21 protein-coding genes are annotated in these 25262 nt (G+C 66.8%); 9 read left to right on the top strand and 12 right to left on the bottom strand.

Annotation, left to right across the window (positions count from 1 at the left end; genetic code table 11):
• Nucleotides 1-40 precede the first annotated feature (40 nt).
• The 3 genes from uxaC to larB are packed head-to-tail and all read left to right on the top strand — an operon-like array spanning nucleotide 41 to nucleotide 3291.
• Nucleotides 41-1474, top strand: a complete 1434-nt coding sequence (uxaC, locus tag BLU04_RS02015) for a glucuronate isomerase (RefSeq protein WP_093281565.1) — start codon at nucleotides 41-43, stop codon at nucleotides 1472-1474.
• A 23-nt stretch (nucleotides 1475-1497) separates the two neighbouring features.
• Entirely contained in the window at nucleotides 1498-2514 is a 1017-nt protein-coding gene (locus tag BLU04_RS02010) for a LacI family DNA-binding transcriptional regulator (protein WP_093281563.1), read from the top strand.
• A gap of 21 nt (nucleotides 2515-2535) precedes the next feature.
• Nucleotides 2536-3291, top strand: coding sequence for a nickel pincer cofactor biosynthesis protein LarB (gene larB / locus BLU04_RS02005; protein ID WP_093281560.1), 756 nt, complete (start codon nucleotides 2536-2538; stop codon nucleotides 3289-3291).
• A 27-nt stretch (nucleotides 3292-3318) separates the two neighbouring features.
• Here the strand turns inward: larB and BLU04_RS02000 are convergent, their stop codons facing one another.
• The gene (locus tag BLU04_RS02000; protein WP_093281557.1) at nucleotides 3319-4581 is read right to left on the bottom strand and encodes an L-rhamnose isomerase; all 1263 of its coding nucleotides are present in this window, start codon (nucleotides 4579-4581) and stop codon (nucleotides 3319-3321) included.
• Between the two features lie 81 nt (nucleotides 4582-4662).
• Between BLU04_RS02000 and BLU04_RS01995 the strand changes: the two genes are divergently transcribed.
• The gene (locus BLU04_RS01995; protein ID WP_162274612.1) at nucleotides 4663-5583 is read left to right on the top strand and encodes an AraC family transcriptional regulator; all 921 of its coding nucleotides are present in this window, start codon (nucleotides 4663-4665) and stop codon (nucleotides 5581-5583) included.
• A gap of 18 nt (nucleotides 5584-5601) precedes the next feature.
• Here BLU04_RS01995 and BLU04_RS01990 read toward each other — a convergent pair whose 3' ends face one another.
• Together BLU04_RS01990 and pyk are read right to left on the bottom strand one after the other, a co-directional pair.
• Nucleotides 5602-6111: a DUF2721 domain-containing protein gene (locus BLU04_RS01990; RefSeq protein WP_093281552.1), complete on the bottom strand. Its 510-nt coding sequence runs from the start codon at nucleotides 6109-6111 to the stop codon at nucleotides 5602-5604.
• 19 nt (nucleotides 6112-6130) lie between these two features.
• Complete coding sequence (gene pyk / locus BLU04_RS01985) at nucleotides 6131-7570, bottom strand: pyruvate kinase (protein WP_093281550.1); 1440 nt, start codon at nucleotides 7568-7570, stop codon at nucleotides 6131-6133.
• 203 nt (nucleotides 7571-7773) lie between these two features.
• On the opposite strand from pyk, the gene BLU04_RS01980 reads away from it, so the two are divergent.
• A complete protein-coding gene (locus BLU04_RS01980) occupies nucleotides 7774-8403 on the top strand; it encodes an NAD(P)H-dependent oxidoreductase (RefSeq protein WP_093281547.1) in 630 nt (209 codons plus the stop codon).
• Nucleotides 8404-8473: 70 nt separating this feature from the next.
• Nucleotides 8474-8962: a large conductance mechanosensitive channel protein MscL gene (mscL, locus tag BLU04_RS01975; RefSeq protein ID WP_093281545.1), complete on the top strand. Its 489-nt coding sequence runs from the start codon at nucleotides 8474-8476 to the stop codon at nucleotides 8960-8962.
• A gap of 304 nt (nucleotides 8963-9266) precedes the next feature.
• Here the strand turns inward: mscL and BLU04_RS01970 are convergent, their stop codons facing one another.
• The 8 genes from BLU04_RS01970 to BLU04_RS01935 all read right to left on the bottom strand — a co-directional run bounded on the left by BLU04_RS01970 (nucleotide 9267) and on the right by BLU04_RS01935 (nucleotide 18538).
• A complete protein-coding gene (locus tag BLU04_RS01970; protein ID WP_093281542.1) occupies nucleotides 9267-9986 on the bottom strand; it encodes an ABC transporter ATP-binding protein in 720 nt (239 codons plus the stop codon).
• Between the two features lie 14 nt (nucleotides 9987-10000).
• A complete protein-coding gene (locus BLU04_RS01965; RefSeq protein ID WP_093281539.1) occupies nucleotides 10001-11242 on the bottom strand; it encodes an ABC transporter permease in 1242 nt (413 codons plus the stop codon).
• Between the two features lie 54 nt (nucleotides 11243-11296).
• Nucleotides 11297-12466: an efflux RND transporter periplasmic adaptor subunit gene (locus tag BLU04_RS01960; protein ID WP_157895031.1), complete on the bottom strand. Its 1170-nt coding sequence runs from the start codon at nucleotides 12464-12466 to the stop codon at nucleotides 11297-11299.
• A gap of 44 nt (nucleotides 12467-12510) precedes the next feature.
• Nucleotides 12511-14034: a TolC family protein gene (locus BLU04_RS01955; protein ID WP_093281534.1), complete on the bottom strand. Its 1524-nt coding sequence runs from the start codon at nucleotides 14032-14034 to the stop codon at nucleotides 12511-12513.
• The gene (locus BLU04_RS01950) at nucleotides 14031-15695 is read right to left on the bottom strand and encodes a TolC family protein (RefSeq protein ID WP_162274611.1); all 1665 of its coding nucleotides are present in this window, start codon (nucleotides 15693-15695) and stop codon (nucleotides 14031-14033) included. The genes BLU04_RS01955 and BLU04_RS01950 overlap by 4 nt, the downstream gene beginning before the upstream one ends.
• Nucleotides 15696-15922: 227 nt before the next feature.
• Nucleotides 15923-16927, bottom strand: coding sequence for a GDP-mannose 4,6-dehydratase (locus tag BLU04_RS01945; RefSeq protein WP_093281529.1), 1005 nt, complete (start codon nucleotides 16925-16927; stop codon nucleotides 15923-15925).
• Nucleotides 16928-16936: 9 nt separating this feature from the next.
• Nucleotides 16937-17956 (bottom strand): GDP-mannose 4,6-dehydratase, encoded by a 1020-nt coding sequence (gmd, locus tag BLU04_RS01940; RefSeq protein ID WP_093281527.1) that lies wholly within the window; start codon nucleotides 17954-17956, stop codon nucleotides 16937-16939.
• A gap of 264 nt (nucleotides 17957-18220) precedes the next feature.
• Nucleotides 18221-18538 (bottom strand): flagellar biosynthesis anti-sigma factor FlgM, encoded by a 318-nt coding sequence (locus BLU04_RS01935; protein ID WP_093281524.1) that lies wholly within the window; start codon nucleotides 18536-18538, stop codon nucleotides 18221-18223.
• A 127-nt stretch (nucleotides 18539-18665) separates the two neighbouring features.
• Here BLU04_RS01935 and BLU04_RS01930 point away from each other — a divergent pair, with 127 nt between their 5' ends.
• Nucleotides 18666-19715 carry a hypothetical protein gene (locus tag BLU04_RS01930; RefSeq protein ID WP_093281521.1) on the top strand — a complete coding sequence of 350 codons (1050 nt, stop codon included), beginning with the start codon at nucleotides 18666-18668 and terminating at the stop codon, nucleotides 19713-19715.
• A 6-nt stretch (nucleotides 19716-19721) separates the two neighbouring features.
• Here the strand turns inward: BLU04_RS01930 and dnaE are convergent, their stop codons facing one another.
• Nucleotides 19722-23270 (bottom strand): DNA polymerase III subunit alpha, encoded by a 3549-nt coding sequence (gene dnaE / locus BLU04_RS01925; protein WP_093281519.1) that lies wholly within the window; start codon nucleotides 23268-23270, stop codon nucleotides 19722-19724.
• Nucleotides 23271-23420: 150 nt separating this feature from the next.
• Here dnaE and BLU04_RS01920 point away from each other — a divergent pair, with 150 nt between their 5' ends.
• A complete protein-coding gene (locus BLU04_RS01920; protein WP_093281517.1) occupies nucleotides 23421-23594 on the top strand; it encodes a DUF3311 domain-containing protein in 174 nt (57 codons plus the stop codon).
• A 33-nt stretch (nucleotides 23595-23627) separates the two neighbouring features.
• Entirely contained in the window at nucleotides 23628-25106 is a 1479-nt protein-coding gene (locus BLU04_RS01915; RefSeq protein ID WP_093281514.1) for a sodium:solute symporter, read from the top strand.
• Nucleotides 25107-25262: the final 156 nt, after the last annotated feature.

The raw sequence follows: 25262 nt of genomic DNA, 5'->3' as shown, positions 1-25262 counted from the left end.
GTGTCCTCCAATGTGCCAACGTTGGCCTAAATTGGCAAGAATGAAAACCTTTCTGACCGAAACCTTCCTCCTCGAGACCGAAACCGCCCGGGAGCTCTACTTCAACGAGGCGGCCCCCCAGCCGATCTACGATTACCACTGCCACCTCCCGCCGAAGCTGATCGCCGACAACCACCGCTTCCGCAATCTCTACGAGATCTGGCTCGGGGGAGACCATTACAAGTGGCGGGCGATGCGCTCCAACGGGGTCGCCGAGCGCTACTGCACCGGCGACGCCTCGGATCGGGAGAAGTTCGACGCCTTCGTCGCGACCGTCCCCTATACCCTCCGCAATCCGCTCTACCATTGGAGCCACCTCGAGCTCGAGCGCTACTTCGGCATCGATCTCCTCATCGACGGGACGAGCGCCGACACGATCTGGGAGCAGGCCAACGCGAAGCTGGCCGAGCCCGGCTACGCCGTCCACGGGCTGCTGGAGAAGTGCAACGTCGCCGTCGTGGTGACGACCGACGACCCCGCCGATCCCCTTCCCGACCACGCGCGGATCGCCGCCTCCGGCCTGAAGACCCGCGTCTATCCCGCCTTCCGTCCCGACGGGGCCTTCGTCGTCGACCAGCCCGCCGCCTTCAAGGCGTGGTGTGCGAAGCTCTCCGCGACGGCGCAGGCCGACACCGGCACCTTCGACGGCTTCGTCTCGGCGCTGAAGCAGCGGCACGATTTCTTCCACGCGCAGGGATGCCGCCTCTCCGACCACGGCCTTGAATCGTGCTTCGCCTCGGAATGCTCCGACGCCGAGGCGGGCGCGATCTTCGCCAAAGCCCTCGGCGGCACGGCGGCGACGCCCTCCGAGACGCAGCAGTTCGGCACCTGGCTGCTGCTCCTCCTCGGCCGCCTCGACGCGGCGAAGGGATGGACGAAGCAGCTCCACCTCGGCGCGCTGCGGAACAACAACAGCCGCCTTCGCGCCCGAGTCGGCGCCGATGCCGGGGTCGACTCGGTCGGCGATTTCCCGCAGGCCGCCGCCCTCTCCTGGTACCTGAACCGCCTCGCCTCGACGGACGAGCTGCCGAAGATCGTCCTCTACAACCTGAATCCCGCCGACAATTACGTCTTCGCGACGATGATCGGCAACTTCCAGGACGGGACGATTCCCGGGAAGATCCAGTTCGGCAGCGGCTGGTGGTTCCTCGACCAGGCCGAGGGGATGACGTGGCAGCTCAACGCCCTCTCGAACCTCGGCCTCCTGCGCCGCTTCGTCGGGATGCTGACCGACTCCCGGAGTTTCCTTTCCTACACGCGGCACGAGTATTTCCGCCGCCTTCTCTGCAACCTCATCGGGAATGACGTGGCGAAGGGGCTCCTCCCGAACGACGGGAAACTCCTCGGCGCGATGGTCCGCGAGATCTGCTTCGAGAACGCCCGGGGCTACTTCGGCCTCGACCTCGATCCCGCCTTCGCGGCGAAGAAGGGGTAGGCGGTTTCACCGGCTGGCGACTCATGGCGACCCTCAAGGCATTGGCGCAGGCGGCGGGCGTCTCGATCCGCACCATCAACCGGGTGCTGAAGGGGAAGGGCTACGTCGGCACCGAGACGCGGGAAGCCGTCGAGGCCGCCGTCCGGAAGCTCGGCTACCGGCCGAACCTCGCGGCGCGGAGCCTGAAAACCGCGAAGAGCCACATCGTCTCGGTCCTCGCCTTCGCCGCCGACGAGCCCCGGCTCGCCCAGGTGGCCGGGCTCGAGCGACGCCTCCGCGAGGCCGGGTTCATCGTCTCCGTCGCCTTTCACTTCGAGCCCCGGCGGGGCGATTGGGGCGAACGGCTCGTCCAGGAGCTGCTTGCCCAGAATCCGGCGGGGGTCGTCCTGGTCGGCTCCGGACAGCACGATCCCTACGTGCTGGAGCATGTCCTCCCCGCCCTCCTCGCGCTGCTGGTGAGGGCGCAGCTTCCCTACGTGATCCTCGATCCGCGCGGGGAACTGCCGCCGCGGTACGACGCGATGAAGATCGACCGGGGGCAGGGCGTCCGCGAGGCGGTCCTCCTCCTTGCGGAGCGGGGCCGGAAGCGGATTGCCTTCCTCGGGCCGACCGACGACCGGACCCGCCTCGACGGGTACGAGGCGGCCCTTCGCACGCTGGGGCGGAAGCCGCTCCTCCTCGATTATCCGGGGGAGGAGATCGATGCGTTGCGGGAAGCGGGCCGGACGGTCGCCGCGCTTCCGGCGCGGGCGCGGCCCGATGCCGTCGTCATCCATGCGGACCACATCGCGCTCTCTTTCCTGGCCGGGCTCCACGACCGCGGCGTACGGGTGCCGGAGGAGATCGCCCTCGTCGGCTTCGACGACCGCTCCGCCGCGGCCCTCGCGTGGCCGCCGTTGACGACGATCGCCCAACCCGCCGGCGAGATCGGCAAGGCGGGAGCCGAAGTCCTCCTCGCCAAGATCGCCGGGGAGAAGAAACCGAAGGGCGGCTGGTCCCGGGTCTTCTCCACGCGGTTGATCGTTCGCGAGACGACCTGATAGACTCTATAATATCAAACGATGAACCCGACCAGCCTCCTCGAACTGTTGACGGCGATTGAACAAGGCAAGACGACGCCCCAGGAGGGGATGGCCCGGCTCGCCAACCTTCCCTATGAGGATCTCGCCTACGCGAAGGTCGACCACCACCGCGCCCTGCGCACCGGGATGCCCGAGGTGATCTATGCGGCGGGGAAGACCGACGCCGAGGTCGCCGGAATCTTCGCCCGCATGGCGGCGGCGGGCGGCGATGTCCTCGCCACCCGCGCCGGGGCCGGGGCCGCCGCCGCCGTCCTCGCCGAGGTGCCGGCGGCCACCTATCATCCGGTGGCCCGCATCCTCTCCCTCCGCCAGCACGAGACGATTCCCTTCCCCGGCACCCTCGCCGTCCTCTGCGCGGGGACGAGCGATCTTCCCGTGGCGGAGGAGGCCGCCGTCACGGCCGAGTTCCTCGGCAACACGGTCACCCGCCTGTACGACGTCGGCGTGGCCGGCCTCCATCGTCTCCTCTCCCAGCGCCCGGTCTTGGCCGAGGCGCGGGCCTGCATCGTCTGCGCGGGGATGGAGGGGGCGCTGCCGACGGTCGTCGCCGGATTGGTCCGCGTCCCCGTCATCGCGGTGCCGACGAGCGTCGGCTACGGCGCGGCCTTCGGCGGCGTCGCGGCGCTGCTGGGGATGCTGAATTCATGCTCGCCGAACGTCGCGGTCGTGAACATCGACAACGGCTTCGGTGCGGCCGCCTTCGCGACCTCGATGGTGCGGGGCGCGAAGGGGTGACCGGTTTTCCGGTCGCCAATCAGGGAATCAGGCCCGTGCCGAGAGCACGGTCTTCTCGTAGTTCTTCACCTCGTTCAGCCAGGCGTCGCCGGTGGGGACGTCGTGGCGCTTGAGGTATTCGTCCCAGACGAGGCCGAAGGGAAGGGTCTTGATTTCCTCGAGGAGGAGGAGGCGCAGGGTGCCGTCGCCCGCTTCCTCGGCGGCGCGGAGCCGGGCGGTCGGCTCGAGGAGGCCGAGGAGGAGGGCCTTCAGGGCGCTCCGGGCGCCGATGGCCCAGGCGGCGATGCGGTTGATGCTGGCGTCGAAGTAGTCGAGGCCGATGTGGGTGCGGCCGAGGAAATCGCCCCGGACCAGCTCTTCCATGATCGCCTTCGTCGGGTCGTCGAGGAGGACGACGTGGTCGCTGTCCCAGCGGACGCCGCGGCTGACGTGGAGGATGATCTCGGGGACGAACTGGAGGACCGAGGAGATCTTGTCGGCGAGGCTCTCCGTCGGGTGGAAGTGGCCGGCGTCGAGGCAGAGGAGCTTCCGGTTCTTCACGGCGTAGCCCATGTAGAATTCATGGGACCCGACGACGTACGATTCGGAGCCGATGCCGAAGAGCTTCGACTCGACGGCGTCGAGGTGGTGCCGGGGATCGAGGGCTTCCTGGAAGACCGCGTCGAGGGAGGCTTCGAGGCGCTCGCGGGGGGCCTTGCGGTCGACGGGGAGGTCCTTCGAGCCGTCGGGGATCCAGACGTTGGTGACAGTGGCGGTGCCGAGCTGCCTGCCCATCTCGGCGCCGATCTTCCGGCAGGCGATGCTGTGGTCGATCCAGAATCGGCGGATCCCCTCGTCGCGGCTGGAGAGGGTCGCGCCGTCGTTGGCGAGGGGGTGGCCGAAGAGGGTCGGGTTGAAGTCGAGGCCGAGGCCGCGCGCCTTGCACCAGTCGATCCAGCTCTGGAAGTGGGTGACGTCGTATTGGTCGCGCCCGACTTTCTTTCCGCCGAGGTCGGCATAGCACGCGTGGAGGTTCAGGCGGTGCTTCCCGGGGAGGAGGGAGTAGACCTTGTCGAGATCGTGCCGGAGTTCGGCGAGGGTGCGGGCCTTGCCGGGATAGTTCCCGGTGACCTGGATGCCGCCGCCGCTCAGTTCGGCGTCGGGCGTCTCGAAGCCGCCGACGTCGTCGCCCTGCCAGCAATGGAGGGAGAGGGGGATCGTGGCGAGGCGGGCGAGGACCGCCTCGGTATCGACGCCGTGGGAGGCATAGACGGCTTGAGCATGGGCATAGGCGGAGGCGGGAGTACTCATTCCTTATTTTTGACACAGATGGGAAAGGCGATAAATCGACAAACTGATCTTTTCCATATAAAAAATGACACAAGAAAACGGATGAGCCGCAACTTCCACAGCTATTTCCCCGTCCCCGCCCGGGATCGGGCCTGGGGACTCTACGCCACGGCGTGCGGGGTGAACCGGACGCCGCCGCACGCGGTCTACCCGTCCGGCGGCCATCCCGAGAGCCGCCTTTTCTCGTGGGAGCAGGGGCGGACGCTCGCCGATTACCAGCTCCTCTACCTGAGCGCGGGGCGGGGCCTCTTCGAGTCGGCCCCGGGGCTGAAGCGGCGGCTGGGCGCGGGGACGCTTTTCCTCCTCTTCCCCGGCGTCTGGCACCGCTACCGGCCCGCCGTCGAGACGGGGTGGACCGAGTCGTGGATCGAGGTGAACGGGACCTACTTCGACCAGCTCCGCGCGGCGGGGCTCCTCGATGCGCGGCATCCGGTCCACGCGGTGAAAGCCGTCGGCGAGGTCGAGGCGCTCTGGGCGGAGGCGCTCCGGCTGGCGCGGGGGAAGCCGCCCGGGTTCCCCGTCCGCCTCGGGCTCTGCGCGGCGCAGATCCTGGCGTTGGTGTTGCGGCACGGGAATCCCCTCCGGCCGCAGAGCGCGGCGACTTTCTCGACGCGGGCGAGTGGCATCGTTTCCAAGGCGCAGGCGCTCCTCGAAGGCGAGTGGGAGAAGGGAGGCCCTGAGGTTTCCCCGGAGTCGGTCGCCCGGAAGATGGGGGTCAGCTATTCCTATTTCCGCCGCGAGTTCAAGCGGCAGACCGGCTTCTCCCCGAAGCAATACCGGATGGAAATCCGCCACCGCCGCGCGCGGAATCTGTTGCAGAACACCGCCCTCGCGGTGAAGGAGATCGCGGGGCAGCTCGGCTATTCCTCGCCCTACCACTTCACCCTCGATTTCCGTGCCCGCGCGGGGATGCCGCCGACGCGGTGGAGGCGGGCGGGGCAGGGCGGGAGCCCTGCCCTTTGACGAATCACGCGAGACTGATCAGCCCAGCGGCTGAATCGTCGCCCCGCGGTTGCGGATGGCGTCGGCTTCCATCTGCATGTTGACGAGGGAGAGCTGGGTGGCGCGGAAGAGCTGCCAGCTGCCGAGCATCAGCCCGCCGACGCCGACGCAGCCGAGCACGAGGCCGACGTTGATGAAGAGATGGTAGGCGAAGCCGGGGAAGACGGTGGCGAGGCTCGCCCCCAGGAGGGTGACGAGCGTCGAGCCGGAGAAGGCGGCGAGGGCGATGTAGATCGCGTGGAGGGAGTGGAGGAGGAGCTCGCCCTGCCGCTGGATCCGGTCGACGTGGAGCATCCGCCGGGCGCGGTCGGGGGCCGATTCGTCCTTCGGGTCGGGAAGCTTGTAGAGCTCGTGCATCCGGTCCCGCGTGCGGAGGTGGCGGTTGATCGTGCTCATGGCGAGGACGCTCGTCGCGTTCGTCAGCAGCGCGGGGGCGACGATGAAGGTGAGGGCGGAGAACGGGGCCTGGGCGGCGGCGGGATCGATCATATTCGTGAGGCTGGGGGAGTTAGGGAAGGGTGTGGATCTTGACGAAGTTGGCCCCGCGCGGGGTGTTCGACGGGACGCCGCCGAGGATCAGGATGCGGGAGCCGGAGGGGGCGAGGCTCCGCCGCCGCAACGCCTTCTCGGCATCGCGGACGAGGTCGTCGAAGGAGTCGGAGGGGGCGCCGGGGGAGGGGAGCTCCAGCAGCGGCTTGATCCCCCAGAAGAGGTTGAGCGCGTGGTAGACCCGCTCGTTCCCGGTGACGGCGATGACGGGGGTGCGGGAGCGTTCGGCGGCGACGGCGCGGGCGGTGTGGCCCGAGGTGGTGAGGACGACGATGCTGTGGGGCTCGATCGAGCGGGCGATGACGTTGGCCCCCTCGGCGAGGGCGTCGGCGTCGCCGCGCCGGAGGGTGGGGTAGCTCTTGAAGTCGATCCCGGCCTCCACCTCGACGGCGATGCGGTGCATCATCTCGACGGCGCGGACGGGGAAGGCCCCGGCGGCGGTCTCCCCGGAGAGCATGACGGCGTCGGTGCCGTCGATGATCGCGTTGGCGACGTCGCTGGTCTCGGCCCGGGTCGGGCGGGGATCGTTGATCATGCTCTCCAGCATCTGCGTGGCGGTGATGACGGGGAGGCCGCGCCGGTTGCACGACTCGATGATCCGTTTCTGGAGCATCGGCACCTTCTCCGGGCTGATTTCGACGCCGAGGTCACCGCGGGCAACCATGATGCCGTCGGACTCGTCGAGGATCTCCTCGAGGTTCTCGATGGCCTGGGGCTTCTCGATCTTGGCGATGATCGACTGGGTCGCCCCGTGTTCCTTCAGGATCGCCTTCAGCAGGCGGAGGTCCTCGGCGCTGCGGACGAAGCTGAGGGAGATCCAGTCGACGTGCTGGGAGAGGCCGAAGACGAGGTCTTCCTTGTCCTTCTCGGTGAGGGAGGGAAGGCGGAGCTTCAGGGCGGGGAAGTTGACCCCCTTGCGGCTCTGGAGGGTGCCGCCCTCGACGACGCGGCAGAGGAGGGAACGTTTCGCTTGGTCGACCTCGACGACGACCATCTCGTAGAGGCCGTCGGCGAGGAGGATCTGGGTTCCCGGCTTCGCCTCCTCATGGGCGTGGGGGTAGTCGAGGGGGATGGTGGCGGGCTGGCCGGTGTAGTCCTCCTCGGGGATCAGGGTGACGAGGGCGTCGGGGATGAGGAGGATCTTCCCTTCGGGCATCGCGCCGACGCGGACCTTCGGCCCCTGGAGGTCCTGGAGGAGGGTGACGGGGGTATCGAGTTCCTTCGAGATCGCGCGGAGGGCGGCGATGCTCTGCGCGTGGTCGTCGTAGGAGCCGTGGGAGAAATTGAGCCGCGCGACGTTCATCCCCGCGCGGATCAGCTGCCGGATGATTTCGGGAGACCGGCTGGCCGGGCCGATGGTGGCGACGATCTTCGTGCGGCGGAGGAGGGGGGTGGTCATGGGAGAGTGGAAGGGGGGGTGGGAAGATTGAAGCCCGCGCCGGGGGGCAAGGCAAGTGCGGGAGAAATTACCCCTGAAAATGGGGTATGCCCAAAAAGCATGCTAAGCGAAGAAAGACGGTCTTTCCGCTTTTCTCCAATCGGGGTTACAACTAGGGAAGAAACCAATCGAACCCAACCCAGACCCCCAACCTCTCCACTCTTATGTCCAAAGTCCTCCACATCTCCGCCTCGCCCAGGGGCGAGCGTTCCGCCTCGACGACCGTTGCCCGCCACTTCCTCGACGCCTACCTGGCCGCCCATCCCGGCGACACGGTCGAGACGCTCGACCTCTGGACGGCCAACCTCCCCGAGTTCGACGGCGCGGCCCTCGACGCGAAGTACGCGATCCTCCACGGCCAGCCGTTCACCCCGGAACAGGCCGCCGCATGGACGGCCATCGTCTCCCTCGCGGAGCAGTTCAAGGCCGCCGACAAATTCGTCTTCTCCCTTCCGATGTGGAACTTCGGCATCCCCTACAAGCTGAAGCAGTGGATCGACCTCATCGCCCAGCCCGGCCTCACCTTCAGCTTCTCGCCCGAGACCGGCTACACCGGCCTCGTCACGGGGAAGCCCGCCGTCGCCGTCTACGCCCGGGGCGGCGCCTATGGTCCCGGCACCGGAGCCGAGGGCTACGACGCCCAGACCACCTACTTCCGCCAGGTCCTCGGCTTCGTCGGCGTCACCGACCTCCGCGAGATCCTCGTCGAGCCGACCCTCGCCGGGGGCGAGGCGAAGGATGCCGCCGTCGCCGTGGCGAAGGGACGCGCCGACGAGATCGCCCATACGTTCTAAGGAGAGCCGTTCTCCTCCACCGCCCCGCCGCAGGGTTGCACCCTGTCGCGGGGCGGTTTAGTTTCGCGGCATGAGCTTCTTCAAGGATTTCCGGGAATTCGCGGTCAAAGGGAACATGGTCGACCTCGCCGTCGGCGTCATCATCGGCGGGGCCTTCGGCAACGTCGTGAACTCGATCGTCACCGACCTCGTCATGCCGATTGTCGGCAGATTGACGCCGGGGAGCACCGATTTCAGCAAGCATTTCTGGGCGCTCTCGGACAAGGCGCAGCCGGGGGACACCATCGCGAAGCTCAAGGCCGATTCGATCCCCGTCTTCGCCTACGGGAACTTCCTGACCGTGACGTTGAACTTCCTGATCGTCGCGCTGTGCGTTTTCCTCCTGGTGAAGTTCATCAACATCGCGCGCCGCGCCTTCGAGGCCGAGATGCTGGTGCTGGCGAACCAGAAAGCGGAAGAGCCCTCCACGCCCGCGCCGACGGAGGCCCCGGCCCCCGCGCCCGATATCGTGCTGTTGACCGAGATCCGCGATCTGCTGAAGCAGCAGGCGAAGGGGTAGGGGATCAAAGAGGAAGGGCAGCCCTTCGGGACCGGGTACATGGCTCTGTACAGGTGGATGTAACCCGCGCGTTTAAAGATGCAAGAGGGGCTTCGCCCCTCCTGCACCGCCCCGTCTGATAGGCCTTGGTGTAGATAGGGCGCGATCCAAAAGGCTCGCCTCTCATAAGTCCACTCTACTCCGCTGGATCTAACCTCCTTGAGGGCCGAGCCATGGGAAGGAGCATCCAAGGAGCAATATCGCCTTCTCGGTGCTGAAGCCCTGTATAGGGTCGACCGCGCAGGTCCCGAAGCTGCCCCGCCCCCTATCCCTTCCGCTCGTTCCGGGTCGTATTCACGATCAGCCCGTCCTTCATCTCGTGGACCCAGTCGCACTTCTCGGCGATCTCGGGGTTGTGGGTGACGAGGAGGAGGGCCTTGTTTCGGTTGTGGACGACGCGGGTGAGAAGGCTGAAGACGCGGTCGGAGTTGAGGGAGTCGAGGTTGCCGGTCGGCTCGTCGGCAAGGAGGACGAGGGGGTCGTTCGCGAGGGCGCGGGCGATGGCGACGCGCTGCTGTTCGCCGCCCGAGAGGTGGCGGCTGGGGCGCTTCGCCTTGGCGCCGAGGCCGACTTCCTCCAGCAGCAGGACGGCGCGCTCCTCCATCTCGGCCTCGGTGAGCTTCCCGAGGCGGCGCATCGGGATCATGACGTTCTCGGCGGCGGTGAAGTCCTCCAGGAGGAAGTGGAACTGGAAGACGAAGCCGATCATCTCGTTGCGCTTCGCCGAGGCGACGTTGTCGTCGATGGAGAGGACGGGGACGCCGCCGATCTCGAGGTGGCCTGCGTCGGGGTTGTCGAGGAGGCCGAGGATGTAGAGGAGCGAGCTTTTCCCGCAGCCGGAGGGGCCGACGATGGCGTGGACGGAGCCGGGATCGAGCGTGAGGGTGACGCCGCGCAGGACGTGGATGCGCGATTCCTCCTCGCCGAGGTAGCGTTCCAGGGTCCGGGCGGAGAGGCAGGGAGGGTGGCCGGCGAGGAGGTCCATGGCGTGACTCTGTTTTATTGGCCGGAGCCGCGGAGGGTGTTCACGGGCGGGAGGGTGGCGGCGCGGCGGGCGGGGAAGTAGCTGGCGACGAGGACCGAGGCGAAGGCGATGAGAACGGCCCAGACGTAGTGGGAGGACGACCAGGCGACGACGAAGTGGTCGGTGTTCATGATGCCGCGCATGTGGAGGGGGATGAGGGAGATGGTGTAGGTGAGGGCGGCCCCGATGAGGCAGCCGACGGCGGAGCCGATCGAGGCGATGATGAGGCCCTGGAAGAGGAAGATGGCCTGGATGTCGCCGCGCCGGTAGCCCATGGAGCGGAGGATGGCGATCTCGCGGACCTTGTTGAGGACCGTCATGGTGAGGATGTTGAAGATGCCGAAGCCGGCGAGGAGGATGATGAGGGAGACGACGATGGCGGAGGAGAGGCGGAGGGCGTGGAAGATGGCGAGGTTCCCCTGCTCCCGGTCCTGCCAGCTGCGGGAGACGTGGAGGAACTGCTGCTCGAACTGGGCGGCGATCTGGGGGGCGCGTTGGGGATCGCGGAGGCGGACGACGATGGAGGTGATCTGGTAGGGCTTGTTCAGGATGCTCTGCGCGGTGGCGAGGTGGGCGTAGACGCGGGTCTGGTCGACGGCGTTGATGCCCGACTGGAAGATCCCCTCGATGGTGAAGGCGCGGGGATTCCCGGTGGTCCCGGCGACGTAGACGATCTCCCCCGCGTGGACCTGGAGCTTGTTGGCGAGGAGGGTGCCGACGAGGAGGCCGTAGGGGCGGTATTTGAAGCGGTCGATGTCGCCCTCGATGATCTGGCCCTTGAGGGTGGTGGCCTGCATCTGGGCGGCGAGGTCGATGCCCTGGAGCTTGACGACGTCTTCCTTGAAGTTCGTCCGGAGGGTGACGTTCCCCTCGACGTAGGGGGCGACGGCGAGGACAGAGGAGTACGATTCCAGGCAGCGGATGACGAGGCCCGGGTTGTCGACGCCGGAATAGTATTTGCGGGATTGCTGGCCGCTGACGGCGGCGCCGTCCTCCTTCTTCAGGAGGGGGTCGTAGCGGGGCTGGAAGCGGTCCCCGACGGTGACGGCGCCGGAGGTGCCGAGGACGGTCTCGATGAAGAATTTCTCGAATCCCTGCGTCTGGGCCTGGGTGCAGATGAAGAAGGCGACGCCGAGGATGACGCCGGAGAGGCTGAAGACGAGGGACCGTTTCCGGGCGGCGGTGAAGCGGAGGGCGATGTAGAGGGAGGGCTTCACGCGGAAGGGCGAGGGGGCGGGGCGGTCGGGAGAGGCATCAGATGCGGGGCGGGATCAATGGCCGGTGGCGTCGGGGTTGATCTCGAGGGCGCGGACGTGGTCGCCGGGGTGGAATAGGTCTTGGTCGGCGACGATGACCCTCTCTCCTTCCTGGATGCCCTCGAGGATCTCGGTGGTCTCCATGCTGCGGAAGCCGAACTTCACGTTGCGCGGGGAGACGGTGCCGCCGGAACCGACGACGAAGACCCGGCCGTTGCGGATCGCCGATGTGGGGATGAGGAGGGAGTTCTCCCGCTTGCCGATGATGACGTTCATCTCCCCGGTCATGCCGGCCATGAGGTTCGGCGGGGGATTGTCGAGGGAGAGGATGACGGTGTAGCGCTGGGTGGCGGGATCGGGGTAGGGGAGGACCGAGGTGACGCTGGCGAGGAGCTCGATGTCGGGGAAGGAGTAGAGGCGGAGCTTGGCCTTGAGCTTGTCGGTGATCCGGCCGACGTCCTCCTCGTTCACCTGGCCGCTGACGTAGGTGGTCGGCTGGGCGATGGTGAAGACGACGTTGCCCTCGGTGACGAGCTCGTTGTCCGAATTGGCGATGGCGGTGAGGACGCCGTCGATCGGGGACTTGATGAGGGAGCGGGCCATCTTGTCCTGGAAGTTCTTCAGGTTCTGGCGGTTGGTCTCGACGGCCTGGTCGAGGAGGATCTGCTCGCCCTTGACGAGGTCCTCCAGGCGCTTCACGTCGTTGCGGGCGCCCTCCATCTGGGCGGGGGCGAGCTGGGTCAGCTCGTTCAGCTTCTCGGTGCGGGCGAGGCTGGTGCGGGAGGCCTCGAGGGCGATGGCGTCGGCGGGGCCGACCTTCTGCTTCGCGAGGGCGGCGTCGAGGTCGATCTTGGTCTGGCTGATCTCCCGCGCGGTCGCCTCGTCGACGATGGTGGCGAGGACCTGGTCCTTGCGGACGTGGAGGCCGATCGACGACTGGCCGGGGGAGATGTCCTTCAGCTGGATGTAGCCGCTGTTCTGGGCGCGGACGCCGACGGAGGAGGTCCACTCGATCCGGACGGTGCCGTAGACGGCCGCAATGGCGGTGCCGCGGTGGACGCGGTAGACCTCGGCCGCGGGGCGGGAGAAGTAGGAGTAGGCGAAGAAGGCGACGACGGCCAGCAGCGCGATGGAAAGGGTCCGGAAGTAGGGGATCCGGGCGGTGAGGGAGCGGAGGAAGTTCACGACGTGGGGAGGGGTAGGGGAATGACGCGGCGGGGTGGGGAAAGTTACGGCGTGGCGGAGGTTCCGGAAGGGCGGGGCTTGGCGATGGCGGACGGGGCGGTTTTTTCCTTGCTTTGGGTCGGATCGGGGACGCCCTCCTGGGGGATGAATTCGAGATAGCGTCCGGTCACGGTGTCAAACTGGGCTACCGCCGTGTTGTTTTCAAGCAAAGCGTTGATGCGGTTGTACTGGGCGTTGAGGAGATTGGTCTGGGCATTGAGGAGGTCGAGGGAGACGGCGGTGCCGTTGGCGATCTGGGCCTCGACGACCCGGTAGTTCTCCTCGGCGAGGGCGACGGCGAGGGTGCTGCTGTCGACCATCGCGGAGGCGGTTCGCAGGGAGTCGGCGATCTGGCGGAGGTCGCGCGGAATATCGCTTTGGAGCTGCCGCAGGAGGATGCCGTAGCCTTCGCGGGTGGCCTGGTAGTCGACGACCGCGCCGCGGACGGCCCCCCCGTCGAGGATCAGCCAGCTGGCCCCGATGCCCTCGCCGAGGGTGGTGAGGGGGAGGCCGTCGGTGTGCTTCTTGAGGAGCCCCCGCGGAATGAAGGAGAGGCCGGCACCGAGGCTGACGAGGGGGAGCCGGGTGCCCTGGGTCATCTCGATGTCGCTTTGGGAGGAGGCCATGAGGAGCTTCAGGGCGGCGAGGTCGGGGCGGTGGGCGAGGGCGTAGTCGGTCTCGGCCTGGTAATCGATCCGGAAGGTGACCGATTCGAGCGTTCCCTTCGGCAGGGGAAGGCCCGAGTCGAGGTCGGAGCGGCCGGGGAGGGCGGCCTCGGTCGAGTCGGCATCGAGGTCGCGGCCCATGTGGGTGGCGAGTTCGATGCGGGCTTGGCGATAATCGCCCTTGGCAATCGAGAGGGTCGGCTCGATCTCGGCGAGGCGGAGGGAGGCGGTGTCGACCTCCTGCTTGCCTACACGGCCGACGGCGGCGGCCTGCTGCTGGAGGGTGAGGTTGGCCTGGAGGCGGGTGCGGATCGATTGCTGGACGGCGACGTTTTCCCGGGCGGCGAGGGCCTGGTAGAAGGCGAGGCGGAGGGCGTTCAGCTCCTTGGTCGTCGTGATATAGAAGTTCTGCTGGGCGACGGCGACGGTGATCCGCCCCTTGCGGAAGGCGGCGGGGGTGCTGGCGTCGAAAAGTTCCTGGTAGAAGTTCGATTGGAGGATGGCGAAAATGGAGGGCTTGTCCCCGATGTCGCCCCGGATGCCCCCGTAGAGGCGCGCGGTGAGGGTGGGAAGGGCGCGGGATTGGAGGACGATTTTCTGTCCGGTCGCGTTTTCAAATCCGGCGCGGGCGCTCCGGATCAGCGCGTTGTTGCGGAGGGCTTCCCGGTAGCAGTCCTCGAGAGTGAGGCCGGCCGTCCCCGCCGGGACCGCCGTGGCGGGGGCCGAAGCCGAAGGGGTCGCGGGGACGAGCGGCGGCGGCGTGGTCGCGATCTCCACTGCGGGGAGGGGGAAGGAAAGGAAAAAGGAGGCCAGGAGAAAGGCGAGCTCCGGCGCGGCGCGGCGGCGTTCCCGGAAGGTCTTCATGGTTGGGGCAGCGGCGGCTGGCCTTCGGTGGGCTTCGCCGCGGGAGGGGCGGTGCGGAGGGGGGGGGGGGACGGGGTCGGGCTGGGTGCGGCGGTTTTGGCAGGGGCGGAGAGCGTGGGGATTTCCTGGGTGGCCGGCGCGGTGGGGGGAAGGGTGTCGCTGACGATCTCGAACTGGCTGGAGAGGGAACGCTGGAGCTTGGCGGTGGCGGCGAGGTAGTCGTAGCGGGCCTTGAAGACGGTGGTCTGGGCGGTGGTGAGGTCGAGGCGGGCCTGAAGGATGTCGAGCTGGGTGCTCAGGCCGGCGTCGTATTGGGCGTTGGCGAGGATGTAGTTCTCGCGGGCGACGAGGACGTTGCGGGCCTGCGATTCGACGGTGTTCGCCGCCGTCTCGAGGCCGTTGAGGGCGCCGCGGACCTCCGACTCGATCTGGAGGCGGGTCTGGTCGCGGGAAGCGATGGCGGCCTCCATGAGGGCCCGGGTCGACTTCATTTTGCCGAAGGTCGCGAGGCCGTCGAAGATGTTCCAGTTGGCGGCGATGCCGACGGTGTAGCCGTCGTGGTAGTTGTTCGGATGGTCGACGTCGCCCGTGCTGGCGAGGCTGTATTGGCCGAAGGCGTTGAGGTGGGGAAGGATGTTCGCGCGGTCGACGATGAGCTGCTTCTGGCTGATCTCGATCTCGTTCTCGGCGGCCTTGAGCTCGGGCCGGGTGGCGAGGGCCTTCGCGACAGTGTCCTTCAGGCTGTAGGTCCGGGGCTCGAAGCCGAGGGAGCCGGTGACGCCGAAGGGGGCCTCGTCGACATCGGGCCGGAAGGGGATGTTCAGGAGCTGGCTGAGGGCGATGTAGTCCGACCGGACGGCGTTCTCCGCGTTGAGGAGGGCGGGGAGCTCGTTGGCGCGGGTGACCTGGGCGCGGAGGACGTTGCTCTTGCTGTTGAGGCCCGCGTCGAAGCGGTTCTGCTCGTTCTTCAGCTGCTTGTCGAGGAGGCCGATCGCCTGCCGGTGGACCTCGACGCTCGATTGGTCGAGGAGGAGTTGGTAGTAGGCGAGGCGGATCGAGAGGAGGGTGTCGTCGATGGCGGCCTGGTAGGCGAGGAGCTGGTTCGAGTGGCTCAGCCGGGCGATGCCGAGGCGGTTCGTGTTGGCCCCGGCGGAGAAGAGGCTCTCGGTGATCGTGAAGCCGTTGCTCCAGGAGGTGGCGGCGACGCTTCCGTTGTTGATGCCGATCGTCGCCCAGTGGTTTTCCTGATACTGGTAGGTGCCGCTGTAGCCCAGCTGGGGGAAGAAGGCGGCGCGGGCCTGGATGATGCTGCCGACGGCGGCCTCGATTTTTTTCTTCGCCTGGAGGAGGGTCGAATTCTGGCGGATGGCGATGTCGACGCAGTCCTTCAGGGTGTAGGTGGGGCGGCTCGAGATGAGGGGGGTGAGGACCGGCGCGGCGATGATCTTCGGCGTCGCGCCGGGGTCGGCGGTGGTCGCGTCGGGGATGACGATGACGGGGGGCGGCTCGGGGATCGGAGCCGAGTTGGCCGCATTGGCCGCCGTGGCGGCGCTGGCCGAGGGAACGGGGCCAGGAACGACGATGGGAGGGGCCGCCGTTGCGGTCGTCGAGGCCGCCGGGCTCGTCGCGATGGTGTCGAGCGGCTCGGCGGCGCGACTCAAGGGGGGAGAAAAGAAGAGCCCCAGCGCCAGCGCGACGAGGAGAGAACACGGGGATAATGCTCCGCCGAGGGAGGGAGGTTTCCTCGCGATCATCTATTTACCCTTAAAATGTAAAATCCTTCCGAGCACAATATGAATGAACAAATTACGCGGGTGAATGGCTCCGGGTCAAGCCTCTCTGTAAGAGAGGGGTCGATCGGGTTCCGGAAGGAGGCCCAGGGGAGCGATTAAGCCGATTTGGCCAGCGCGGCGTACTCGCTCTGCGTCATCTCGGCGATGATCTCGCCGAAGGTCCGGGAGGGGGTCCAGCCGAGGCGTTGCCGGGCGCGGGAAGGGTCGCCGACGAGGTTGGCGGCTTCGGCAGGGCGGAAGAAGGCGGGATTGACCTCGACGTAGGGCTCCCAATCGAGGTCGACGGCGGCGAAGGCCTGGGCGGCGAGGTCGCGGACGGAGTGGAGTTCCCCGGTCGCGAAGACGTAGTCGTCGGCCTCGGCTTGCTGGAGGGTGAGCCACATGCCGCGGACGTAGTCGGGGGCGTAGCCCCAGTCGCGGAGGGCGTCGAGGTTCCCGAGGGAGAGCTTCTTCTGGAGGCCGAGCTTGATCGAGGCGGCGGCGCGGCAGATCTTCCGGGTGACGAAGTTTTCCCCCCGGCGCGGCGACTCGTGGTTGAAGAGGATGCCGTTGCAGGCGTGGAGGCCGTAGGTCTGCCGGTAGATGGTGACCATCCGGGTGGCGAAGGCCTTCGCCGCGCCGTAGGGGGAGACGGGGACCCAGGGGGTCGCCTCGGTCTGGGGGGCGACGGCGGGCTGGCCGAAGAGCTCGCTGCTCGACGCATGGAAGAGGCGGGGCGGCTTGGGGAGGTCGCGGATCATCTCGAGGAGCCGGAGGGTCCCCATCGCGGTGAGGTCGCAGGTGCTCTCGGCGATCTCGAAGCTGAGGCCGACGTGGCTCTGCCCGGCGAGGTGGTAGATCTCGTCGGGGGCGATCTTCGCCAGGAGGCGGCGCAGGGGGGTCGGGTCGTCGAGGTCGGCGTAGTGGAGGAAGAGGCGCTGGCCGTAGATGGCCGGATCGGCGTAGAGATGGCCGAGGCGGGAGCGGTCGAGGGAGCTGGTCCGCCGGACGACCCCGTGGACGACGTAGCCCTTCCCGAGCAGGAGGTCGGCGAGGTAGGAGCCGTCCTGCCCGGTGATGCCGGTGATGAGGGCAGTCGGTGCCGTGGACGCTGCGCTCATGAGGTTTTTTTACCGTTCGACCGAGTCGATCTTCCCGGCCAGGCGGTTCTGGAGGGAATGGAGGTCGGCGTCGGCCATGAGCTTGGCGAGCTCCTCGAACTTGACCTTCGGCTCCCAGCCGAGCTTCTGCTTCGCCTTGGTGGCGTCGCCGATGAGGAGGTCGACCTCGGCGGGGCGGAAGTAGCGGGGATCGATCTCGACGTGCTTCTGCCAGTCGAGGCCGAGGTGGGCGAAGGTGACTTCGAGGAATTCGCGGACGGTGTGGGTCTCGTTCGTGGCGACGACGTAGTCGTCCCCCTGCTCCTGCTGGAGCATGAGCCACATGGCCTCGACGTAGTCCTTGGCGTAGCCCCAGTCGCGCTTCGCGTCGAGGTTGCCGAGGTAGAGCTTCTCCTGGAGGCCGAGCTTGATGGCGGCGGCGGCGCGGGTGATCTTGCGGGTGACGAAGGTCTCGCCGCGGCGCGGCGACTCGTGGTTGAAGAGGATGCCGTTGCTGGCGTGGAGGCCGTACGATTCTCGGTAGTTGATCGTGATCCAGTAGGAGTACATCTTCGCCGCGCCATAGGGGCTGCGGGGGTAGAAGGGGGTGGTCTCCTTCTGCGGGACTTCCTGGACGAGGCCGTACATCTCGCTGGAGGAGGCCTGGTAGAAGCGGCTCTGCTTGTTCAGGCCGCTGTCGCGCATCGCCTCGAGGAGGCGGATGGTGCCGGTGCCGGTGATGTCGGCCGTGTATTCGGGGGTGTCGAAGCTGACGCGGACGTGGCTCTGGGCGGCGAGGTTGTAGATCTCGTCGGGGCCGATCTTGGCCAAGAGGCGAGCGAGGCAGCTGGCGTCGGCGAGGTCGCCGTAGTGGAGGAAGAGGCGGGCGTGGCTCTCGTGCGGATCGGAGTAGATGGCGTCGAGGCGGGAGGTGTTGAAGCTGCTGGCGCGGCGGATGAGGCCGTGGACTTCGTAGCCCTTGGACAGCAGGAGTTCGGCGAGATAGGAGCCGTCTTGACCTGTGATGCCGGTGATGAACGCTTTTTTCATGTGATCCGTGGAAATAAGGGACGCAGTGTGTACTGCGGACGGGGAAGGGTGCAAGTCCTTATTGCTGTTCCACGGGAGCGGGCGGGCGCGCTCCAGGGCCGGAAAGAGAACGGCCCCTCCAGTCGCCATCTTGGCGGCCGGAGGGGCCTAGGACACCGCATGCAGGGCTGCGGGCCTAAAAGCGGGCGGGATGGAATCCCGTTCGGCATTTAGCGCCACATTGCCCCGAAATCCATTCCGGGACGATCGAGAAACAATTCTACGTTACGCGTCTTGCTCCGAGGAGAAGCCGCTCCCAGTCAGGTTGATCAACCCCTGAATCAGGGCGGGCGCAGGATAGTTTCCCTTAGCAATCGCCGCTTTGAGCTTCTTGATGGTCTCTTGATCAATGTTCACCGGGGATTGATTCCTGGCTTGCTTGATGTATTCGGCCGTCTTGGAGCCTTGGTCGGAGATTTGAACCTGGTCAACGGGGGTGGTTGATGCCTCCGCGACAGGGTTCCCGGATGAACTCGGACCGACGTAGGCTATCGCCGGGGTCTCCCCCGCCGCGCCCGTCACAGTTGGCCTGATTGCATCCATAGGGGTTACTTCGGCAGAAAGGGGTTCAAAGTTTAGCTTTTTTTAGGAAATCTTTCACCGGCCCTGGGGCGGGGGTACAGTTCCTGCTCGAAACTAGGCGTTTTCCCGGGTAAAAAGCGAGGGAATTATGAGTGCCCGCGCGTTCCATCCCACTTATGCCGAGGCTGATCCGGCTCTGGCTGCCTTCATCGCCCGTCTGCCGAAGACCGAAACCCACCTCCATCTGGAAGGGTCGGTGCCGTGGGAGCTGCTCCGGGAACTCGACCCGGCCAAATTCGCCGTGCCCCCTCCTTTCTGGCATCCCGACTTCCGTTACGAGAGCTTCGAGCAGTTCCTCGACCTCATCCTCGAATATGCCGCCCCCTGGTACACCTCGGCGGAGCATTACGGGAAGGCGGCGGAACTCGTTCTGGCCGAATGCCAGAAGCAGAATGTGAAGTACGTGGAGACGAGCATCCACCTCGCCGCCGTCGTCCACGCCTCGGGGAGCGGCCCCGAAATCATCGCCGCCGTGAAGGAGGCGGCCCGGAAGGCGGCCCCCGGGCTCGAGGTCCGGGTCTTCCTCGGGCTCTGCCGGGACGATTACGGCCGGTTTCCCAAGGAAATCGCCGAGGCGGTGAACTGGGCGGAGCTCGACGGCCTCGACCTCCACGGGGTCGAGACGATCCCCCTCCAGGAGTGGACCTCCGGGATCTGGCGGCAGGCGCGGGAGAACGGGAAGTTCACGAAGGCCCACGCCGGGGAATTCGGCCCCGCCTCCTTCGTCCGCGAGGCGGTCGAGGTCCTGGGAGTCACGCGGATCGAGCACGGCGTCCGCGCCGCCGAAGACCCCGAGGTCATGGCTCTCCTCCGCGACCACGGCGTGACGCTCGACGTCTGCCCGATCAGTAATTTGAAACTGAAGGTTGCCCCCTCGATCCAGGAACACCAGATCGGCGTCCTCCATCGGTCGGGCGTCCGCTGCACGATCAATACCGACGATCCGTTCTTCTTCGGCAACCGGCTGGAGGATGAGTACGCCGCCCTCGCGCTCGACGCCGGGTTCAGCCGCCGCGATCTGGCGACCTTGGCGCGGAACGGATTTGAGGCGGCGGTGGCCGGAGGGCTCCTCCATGCCGTCCAGGCCGTGCCGCACGTCGCCGCGATCGAGCGGCTGGTGGAGGAGGCGGGGGCGTAGGAGCCCCTACCCGCCCTCCGGCTTCCGCACGAAGGGCTTTCGCGCGCGGGGGAGGTCGCGGCTCGGCACGATCTCGTAGTTCGGGCCGCCGAGGAGGCTTTTCAGCGAGTCCATGAACTGGAGGCGGGGGGCGACGGTGAAGAGGTCGCTCGGCTCCAGGACGGTCGTCCGGCGGCTGCCGTTCTGGCCGCGGGTGCAGCGGAAGTAGAGGCGGGCGGGGCCGGGGTGGTCGAGGATGAGCTGGTGGAGGCTGTCCCATTTCACGAGGTCCCAGCCGTCGAGGTCGATGTCGATGGTGAGGCCCTTCAGCAGCTTGCTCTCGGCCTCGTCGAGGGAGTAGTAGTCCTGGACACGGAGGCTCGGGTCCTCGCCGCGGAAGGTGACGTTGGCGGTGAAGACGACGAGGTCTTTCGCCGCCGGGGGCTTCTCCATCTTCTCGTAGAGGCCGCCCATGAGCATGAACTCGATCTTCCCGGTCTGGTCCTCGAAGGTGACGATGGGGAGGTTGTTCCCGGTCTTCTTGCTGATCTTGACCTCGAACTTCGTGATCATCCCGGCGACGCGGACGGGGGTCCCCTCCTCGATTCCGGCGAGCTTGTCGACGGTGGTGGTCTGGAAGGGGCGGAGGCGGGGGAGGTGCTTGTCGAGGGGATGGCCGGAGAAGTAGAAGCCGAGGAGTTCCTTCTCGTAGCCGAGGAGGTCTTCGGAGGGATATTCGGGCTGGTCCTGGACGCCGCGCCCCGCCGAGGCGGCGTCGAGGGCGGGGGCCTCGTCGAGCATGTCGAGGAGGGAGGTCTGGCCGCTCGCCTTTTCCTTCGCGGTGCTCGAGGCGGCGCCGAGGGCTCCGTCGAGGGAGGCCTCGGTGGTGGCGCGGTTCTTGCCGAAGCTGTCGAACGCGCCGACGCGGACGAGGCTCTCCATGAGGCGCTTGTTGAGGAGGTGGGGATCGACGCAGAGGCAGAAGGTCTTGAGGTCGGTGAAGGGGCCGCTCTTTTCCCGCGCGGCGACGATCTGCTCGATCGCGCCGGAGCCGACGTTCTTCACGCCCGCGAGGCCGTAGCGGATCGCCCGCTTCTTCTTTCCCTCGATCTTCTCGACGGTGAAGGGGCCGAAGCTGGCGTTGATGTCGGGCGGGAGGACGGGGATCCCCATCTTGCGGGCCTCGTCGACGAATTCGGCGATCTTCTCGTTCTTGCCGAGCTCGTTCGACATGAGGGCGGCGAGGAACTCCTCCGGGTAGTTCGCCTTCAACCACGCGGTGTGGTAGGCGAGGACGCCGTAGCAGGCGGCGTGGGCCTTGTTGAAGCCGTATCCGGCGAATTTCTCGAGCGTGTCGAAGAGGGTGTTCGCCTCCTCGGCGGGGATCTGGTTGGTCTCGGCGCAGCCCTTCACGAAGAGGGCGCGCTGCTTCTCCATCTCCTCGAACTTCTTTTTTCCCATCGCGCGGCGGAGGAGGTCCGCCTGGCCGAGGGAGTAGCCGGCGAGGATGTTCGCCGCCTGCATCACCTGCTCCTGGTAGACGATGATGCCGTAGGTTTCCCTGAGGCTCGCCTCGAGGAGCTTGTGCGGGTACTCGAGCGGGACGCGGCCCTGCTTGCGGTCGCCGAAGAGGGGGATGTTCTCCATCGGGCCGGGCCGGTAGAGGGCGACGAGCGCGATGATGTCCTCGATGCACTTCGGCTTCACCGAGGCGCAGGCGCCGCCCATCCCCTTCGATTCGAGCTGGAAGACGCCGACGTTCTGGGCGGCGGAGATGAGGTCGTAGGTGCGGGCGTCGTCCAGGGGGATGTCGGCGGGGACGATCTTCTTCCCGAGGTTCTTCTCGACCATCTTCAGGCAGTCGTCGATGACGGTGAGGGTCTTCAGGCCGAGGAAGTCCATCTTCAGCATGCCGACCTCGGAGAGGTGTTCCATCGACCACTGGGTGACGACGCCGCCGCTGTCGTCCCGCGTCAGGGGGACGTTGTCGGTGAGGTCGCCGTCGGCGATGACGACGCCCGCCGCGTGGACGCCGACCTGCCGGGTGAGGCCCTCCAGCGCCATCGCGGTGTCGAGGACCTGCTTCGCCGTCTCGTCGTTCGCGTAGGCGTTCTTCAGGTCGGGGCTTTTCTCGAGAGCGTCGGAGAGCTCGATGTTGAGCTCGTTCGGGATCATCTTCGCGAGCTTGTCGGCGTCCCCGTAGGAGAGGCCCATGACGCGGGAGACGTCGCGGAGCGCCATCTTCGCGCCGAGGGTGCCGTAGGTGATGATCTGGGCGACGGAGCGTTCCCCGTACTTCTGCCGGACGTATTCGATGACCTCGGGGCGGCGGTTGTAGCAGAAGTCGACGTCGATGTCGGGCGGCGAGACCCGTTCGGGGTTGAGGAACCGCTCGAAGAAGAGGGCGTAGCGGAGGGGGCAGAGGTCGGTGATGCCGAGGGCGTAGGCGATGAGGGAGCCGGCGGCGCTGCCGCGCCCGGGACCGACGGGGATGCCCGCCCGCTTCGCGTAGTCGATGAAGTCCCAGACGATGAGGAAGTAGGCGGTGAAGCCGGTCTTCGCTAGGACGTTCAGCTCGAAGTCGAGCCGCTCCCAGATCTCCTTCATCCGCTCCGGGGTGTCGGTCTTCGGGTCGGTGTAGCGCTTCTTCACCCCCTCGATGCAGAGCTCGCGGAGATAGCCCTCGGCGGTCGCCTGGCCCTCGGGGAGGGGGTAGGCGGGGAACTTGTTCTTCCCCAGCTCGATCTTCAGGTTGCACTTCCCGGCGATCTCCAGCGTCGATTCGAGGGCCTCGGGGAGGTCGTGGAAGAGCGCCGCCATCTCGTCGGGGGACTTGAAGTAGAACTCGTTCACCGTGTAGCGCATCCGCTTCTCGTCGGTGAGGAGGGCGCCGGTGCCGATGCAGAGGAGGGCGTCGTGGGCGGCCGAGTCGTCCTTCGTGAGGTAGTGGACGTCGTTGGCGGCGACGAGCTTCACGCCGAGCTTCTTCCCGAGCGCGACGAGGTGCCTCAGCACCTGTTCCTGGCCGGGGATGCCGTGGCGGTGGATCTCGAGGTAGAAGTCGCCGGGGGCGAACATCGACTGGTATTCGAGGATCGCCTTCTCCGCGTGCTCGACCTGGTCCTGGAGGAGGTGCTGGGCGATCTCGTTCTTCAGGCAGGCGCTCGTCCCGATGAGGCCCTCGGCGTGCTCGCGGAGGATCTCCTTGTCGATCCGGGGCTTGTAATACTGGCCCTCGAGGTGGGCCGAGGAGACGAGGCGGATGAGGTTGTGGTAGCCGACCTCGTTCTTCGCGAGGAGCATGAAGTGGGTCGAGGCGTCGCGGGCGCTGTTCGCCTTCCGCTCCCGCCGGTCGCCCGGGGCCATGTAGACTTCGCAGCCGATGATCGGCTTCACCCCCGCCTTCAGGCAGGCCTGGTAGAAGCCGATCGCGCCGAAGAGATTGCCGTGGTCGGTCAGCGCCAGGGCGGGCATCCCGAACTCCTTCGCCTTCGCCGCGAGGTCGTCGATCCGGCACGCCCCGTCGAGGAGCGAGAACTCCGAATGGACGTGGAGATGGACGAAGGAGGAGGACATGGGAAGGAGGAAAGAAGGGGCTATTCAGGGTAGGGCGAATCGGCCCCCAAGACAAGGCCCGTTCCGTCCGGGATTCAGTCACCCGTGTCGCGCATCCACAGTTGCTTTTGCCCGCGAAGAGAGCTTAGCTCAATGCCAGAAGTGTAAAACATGAAACCGCTCCATCTCCTCCTCCTGATTCCCTGCCTGGCGATCCTCTGGGTTTCCTCCTACAACCTCGACGCGCCCCGGCTCCTCGGTTTCCCCTTCTTCTATTGGTCCCAGCTGGTCTGGATCCCGATCACCTCCCTGGCGATCTATCTCTACGACCGGAACGCGAAGTAAGGTCGCCACTCCCTTTCCTCTTTTTCTCCTCCCATGAATCCCGTCTCCCTCTCGGTCTTCGTCGCCTTCTTCCTCCTCGTCACCGTCCTCGGCTTCGTCGCCTCCCGCTGGCAGAAAGCCGATCTCACCCAGTTCCATGAATGGGGCCTCGGCGGGAAGCGATTCGGCGTCTGGATCACCTGGTTCCTCCTCGGCGGCGACCTCTACACCGCCTACACCGTCATCGCCGTCCCGGCGCTCGTCTATTCGGTCGGCGCGTACGGGTTCTTCGCGGTGCCCTACACGATCCTCATCTATCCCTTCGCCTTCCTCGTCATGGCCCGGCTCTGGACCGTCTGCCACGAGGGCGGCCACATGACGGCGGCCGACCTGATCCTCGGCCATTACAAATCGCGCCCGCTCGAATGCGCCGTCGCCCTCACCGGGATCGTGGCGACGATGCCCTACATTGCCCTCCAGCTCGTCGGCATGCAGTCGGTCTTCGCCGCCCTCGGCCTCGGGACCGGCCATATCCCGCTCTTCATCGCCTTCGTCGTCCTCGCCCTCTACACCTACAGCAGCGGCCTCCGCGCCCCGGCGATGATCGCCTTCGTGAAGGACATCATGATCTATGTCGTCGTCTTCGCGGCGGTGGCGATCATCCCGGCGAAGCTCGGCGGGTACGGCGCGATTTTCGACGCCGCCGACGCCCACTTCAAGGCGGGTGCGGCCAGCGCGAAGACCGGCCTCCTCCTCCATCCCGCCCAGTTCCTTCCCTACGCCACCGTCGCCCTCGGCTCGGCCCTCGCCCTCTTCATGTATCCCCACACGATGACGGGCGTCCTGAGCGCGACGAGCGCCCGGACGATCCGCAAGAACATGATGCTCCTCCCCGCCTACTCGGTCGTCCTCGGCCTCATCGCCCTCATGGGGTACATGGCGATCTCGGCGGGGATCACGGTGACGCCCGAGACGAAGAACGACATCGTCCCGCTCCTCTTCAAGCAGATGTTCCCGGCCTGGTTCGTCGGCTTCGCCTTCGCCGCCATCGCCATCGGCGCCCTCGTCCCCGCGGCGATCATGTCGATCGGCACCGCCAATCTCTTCACCCGGAACATCTGGAAGCCCTTCATCCATCCCGGCATGGACTCGCAGGAGGAGGGGCGGATCGCGAAGCTCGCCTCGACCGTCGTGAAGGCCGGGGCCCTCCTCGTGATCCTGCTCATGCCGACCCAGTATGCGATCGACTTCCAGCTCCTCGGCGGCGTCTGCATGCTCCAGATCCTCCCCGCCGTCCTCTTCGCGCTCTATTCCAAGGGGAAGTTCCGGATGAACGGCGCGGCGCTCTTCGTCGGCTGGCTCGTCGGCATCGTCGTCGGCATCTCGCTGGCCTACTCCGTCGGGCTGAAGCCGATCTATTCCTTCCACATCGGCGGCGGCACCTACGGGGCCTATATCGGTATCGTCGCCTTGGCGGCGAACTTCATCGTCAGCTTTGCCGGATCGGCGTTGGCGGGGAAGAGGGCGAGCTAGAACTGACCTTTGGAAAGGGGTCGCGAAGGGGGTGGTGAGTGCTCCTTCGGGATCGGGTACAGACCCTGTACAGCTGGAGGCGATCCGCACGGGTTAGACGACGCAAGAGGGGCTTGCCTCCCGGCCATGCCAGTTAGTTTCCCCTGAGGAACGAGT

Origin of the sequence: Verrucomicrobium sp. GAS474 (assembly GCF_900105685.1) — a bacterium.
GTDB lineage: Bacteria > Verrucomicrobiota > Verrucomicrobiia > Methylacidiphilales > GAS474 > GAS474.
Note: the sequence above shows the minus strand (reverse complement) of the source record. Positions and strands in the feature narration are given on the sequence as shown.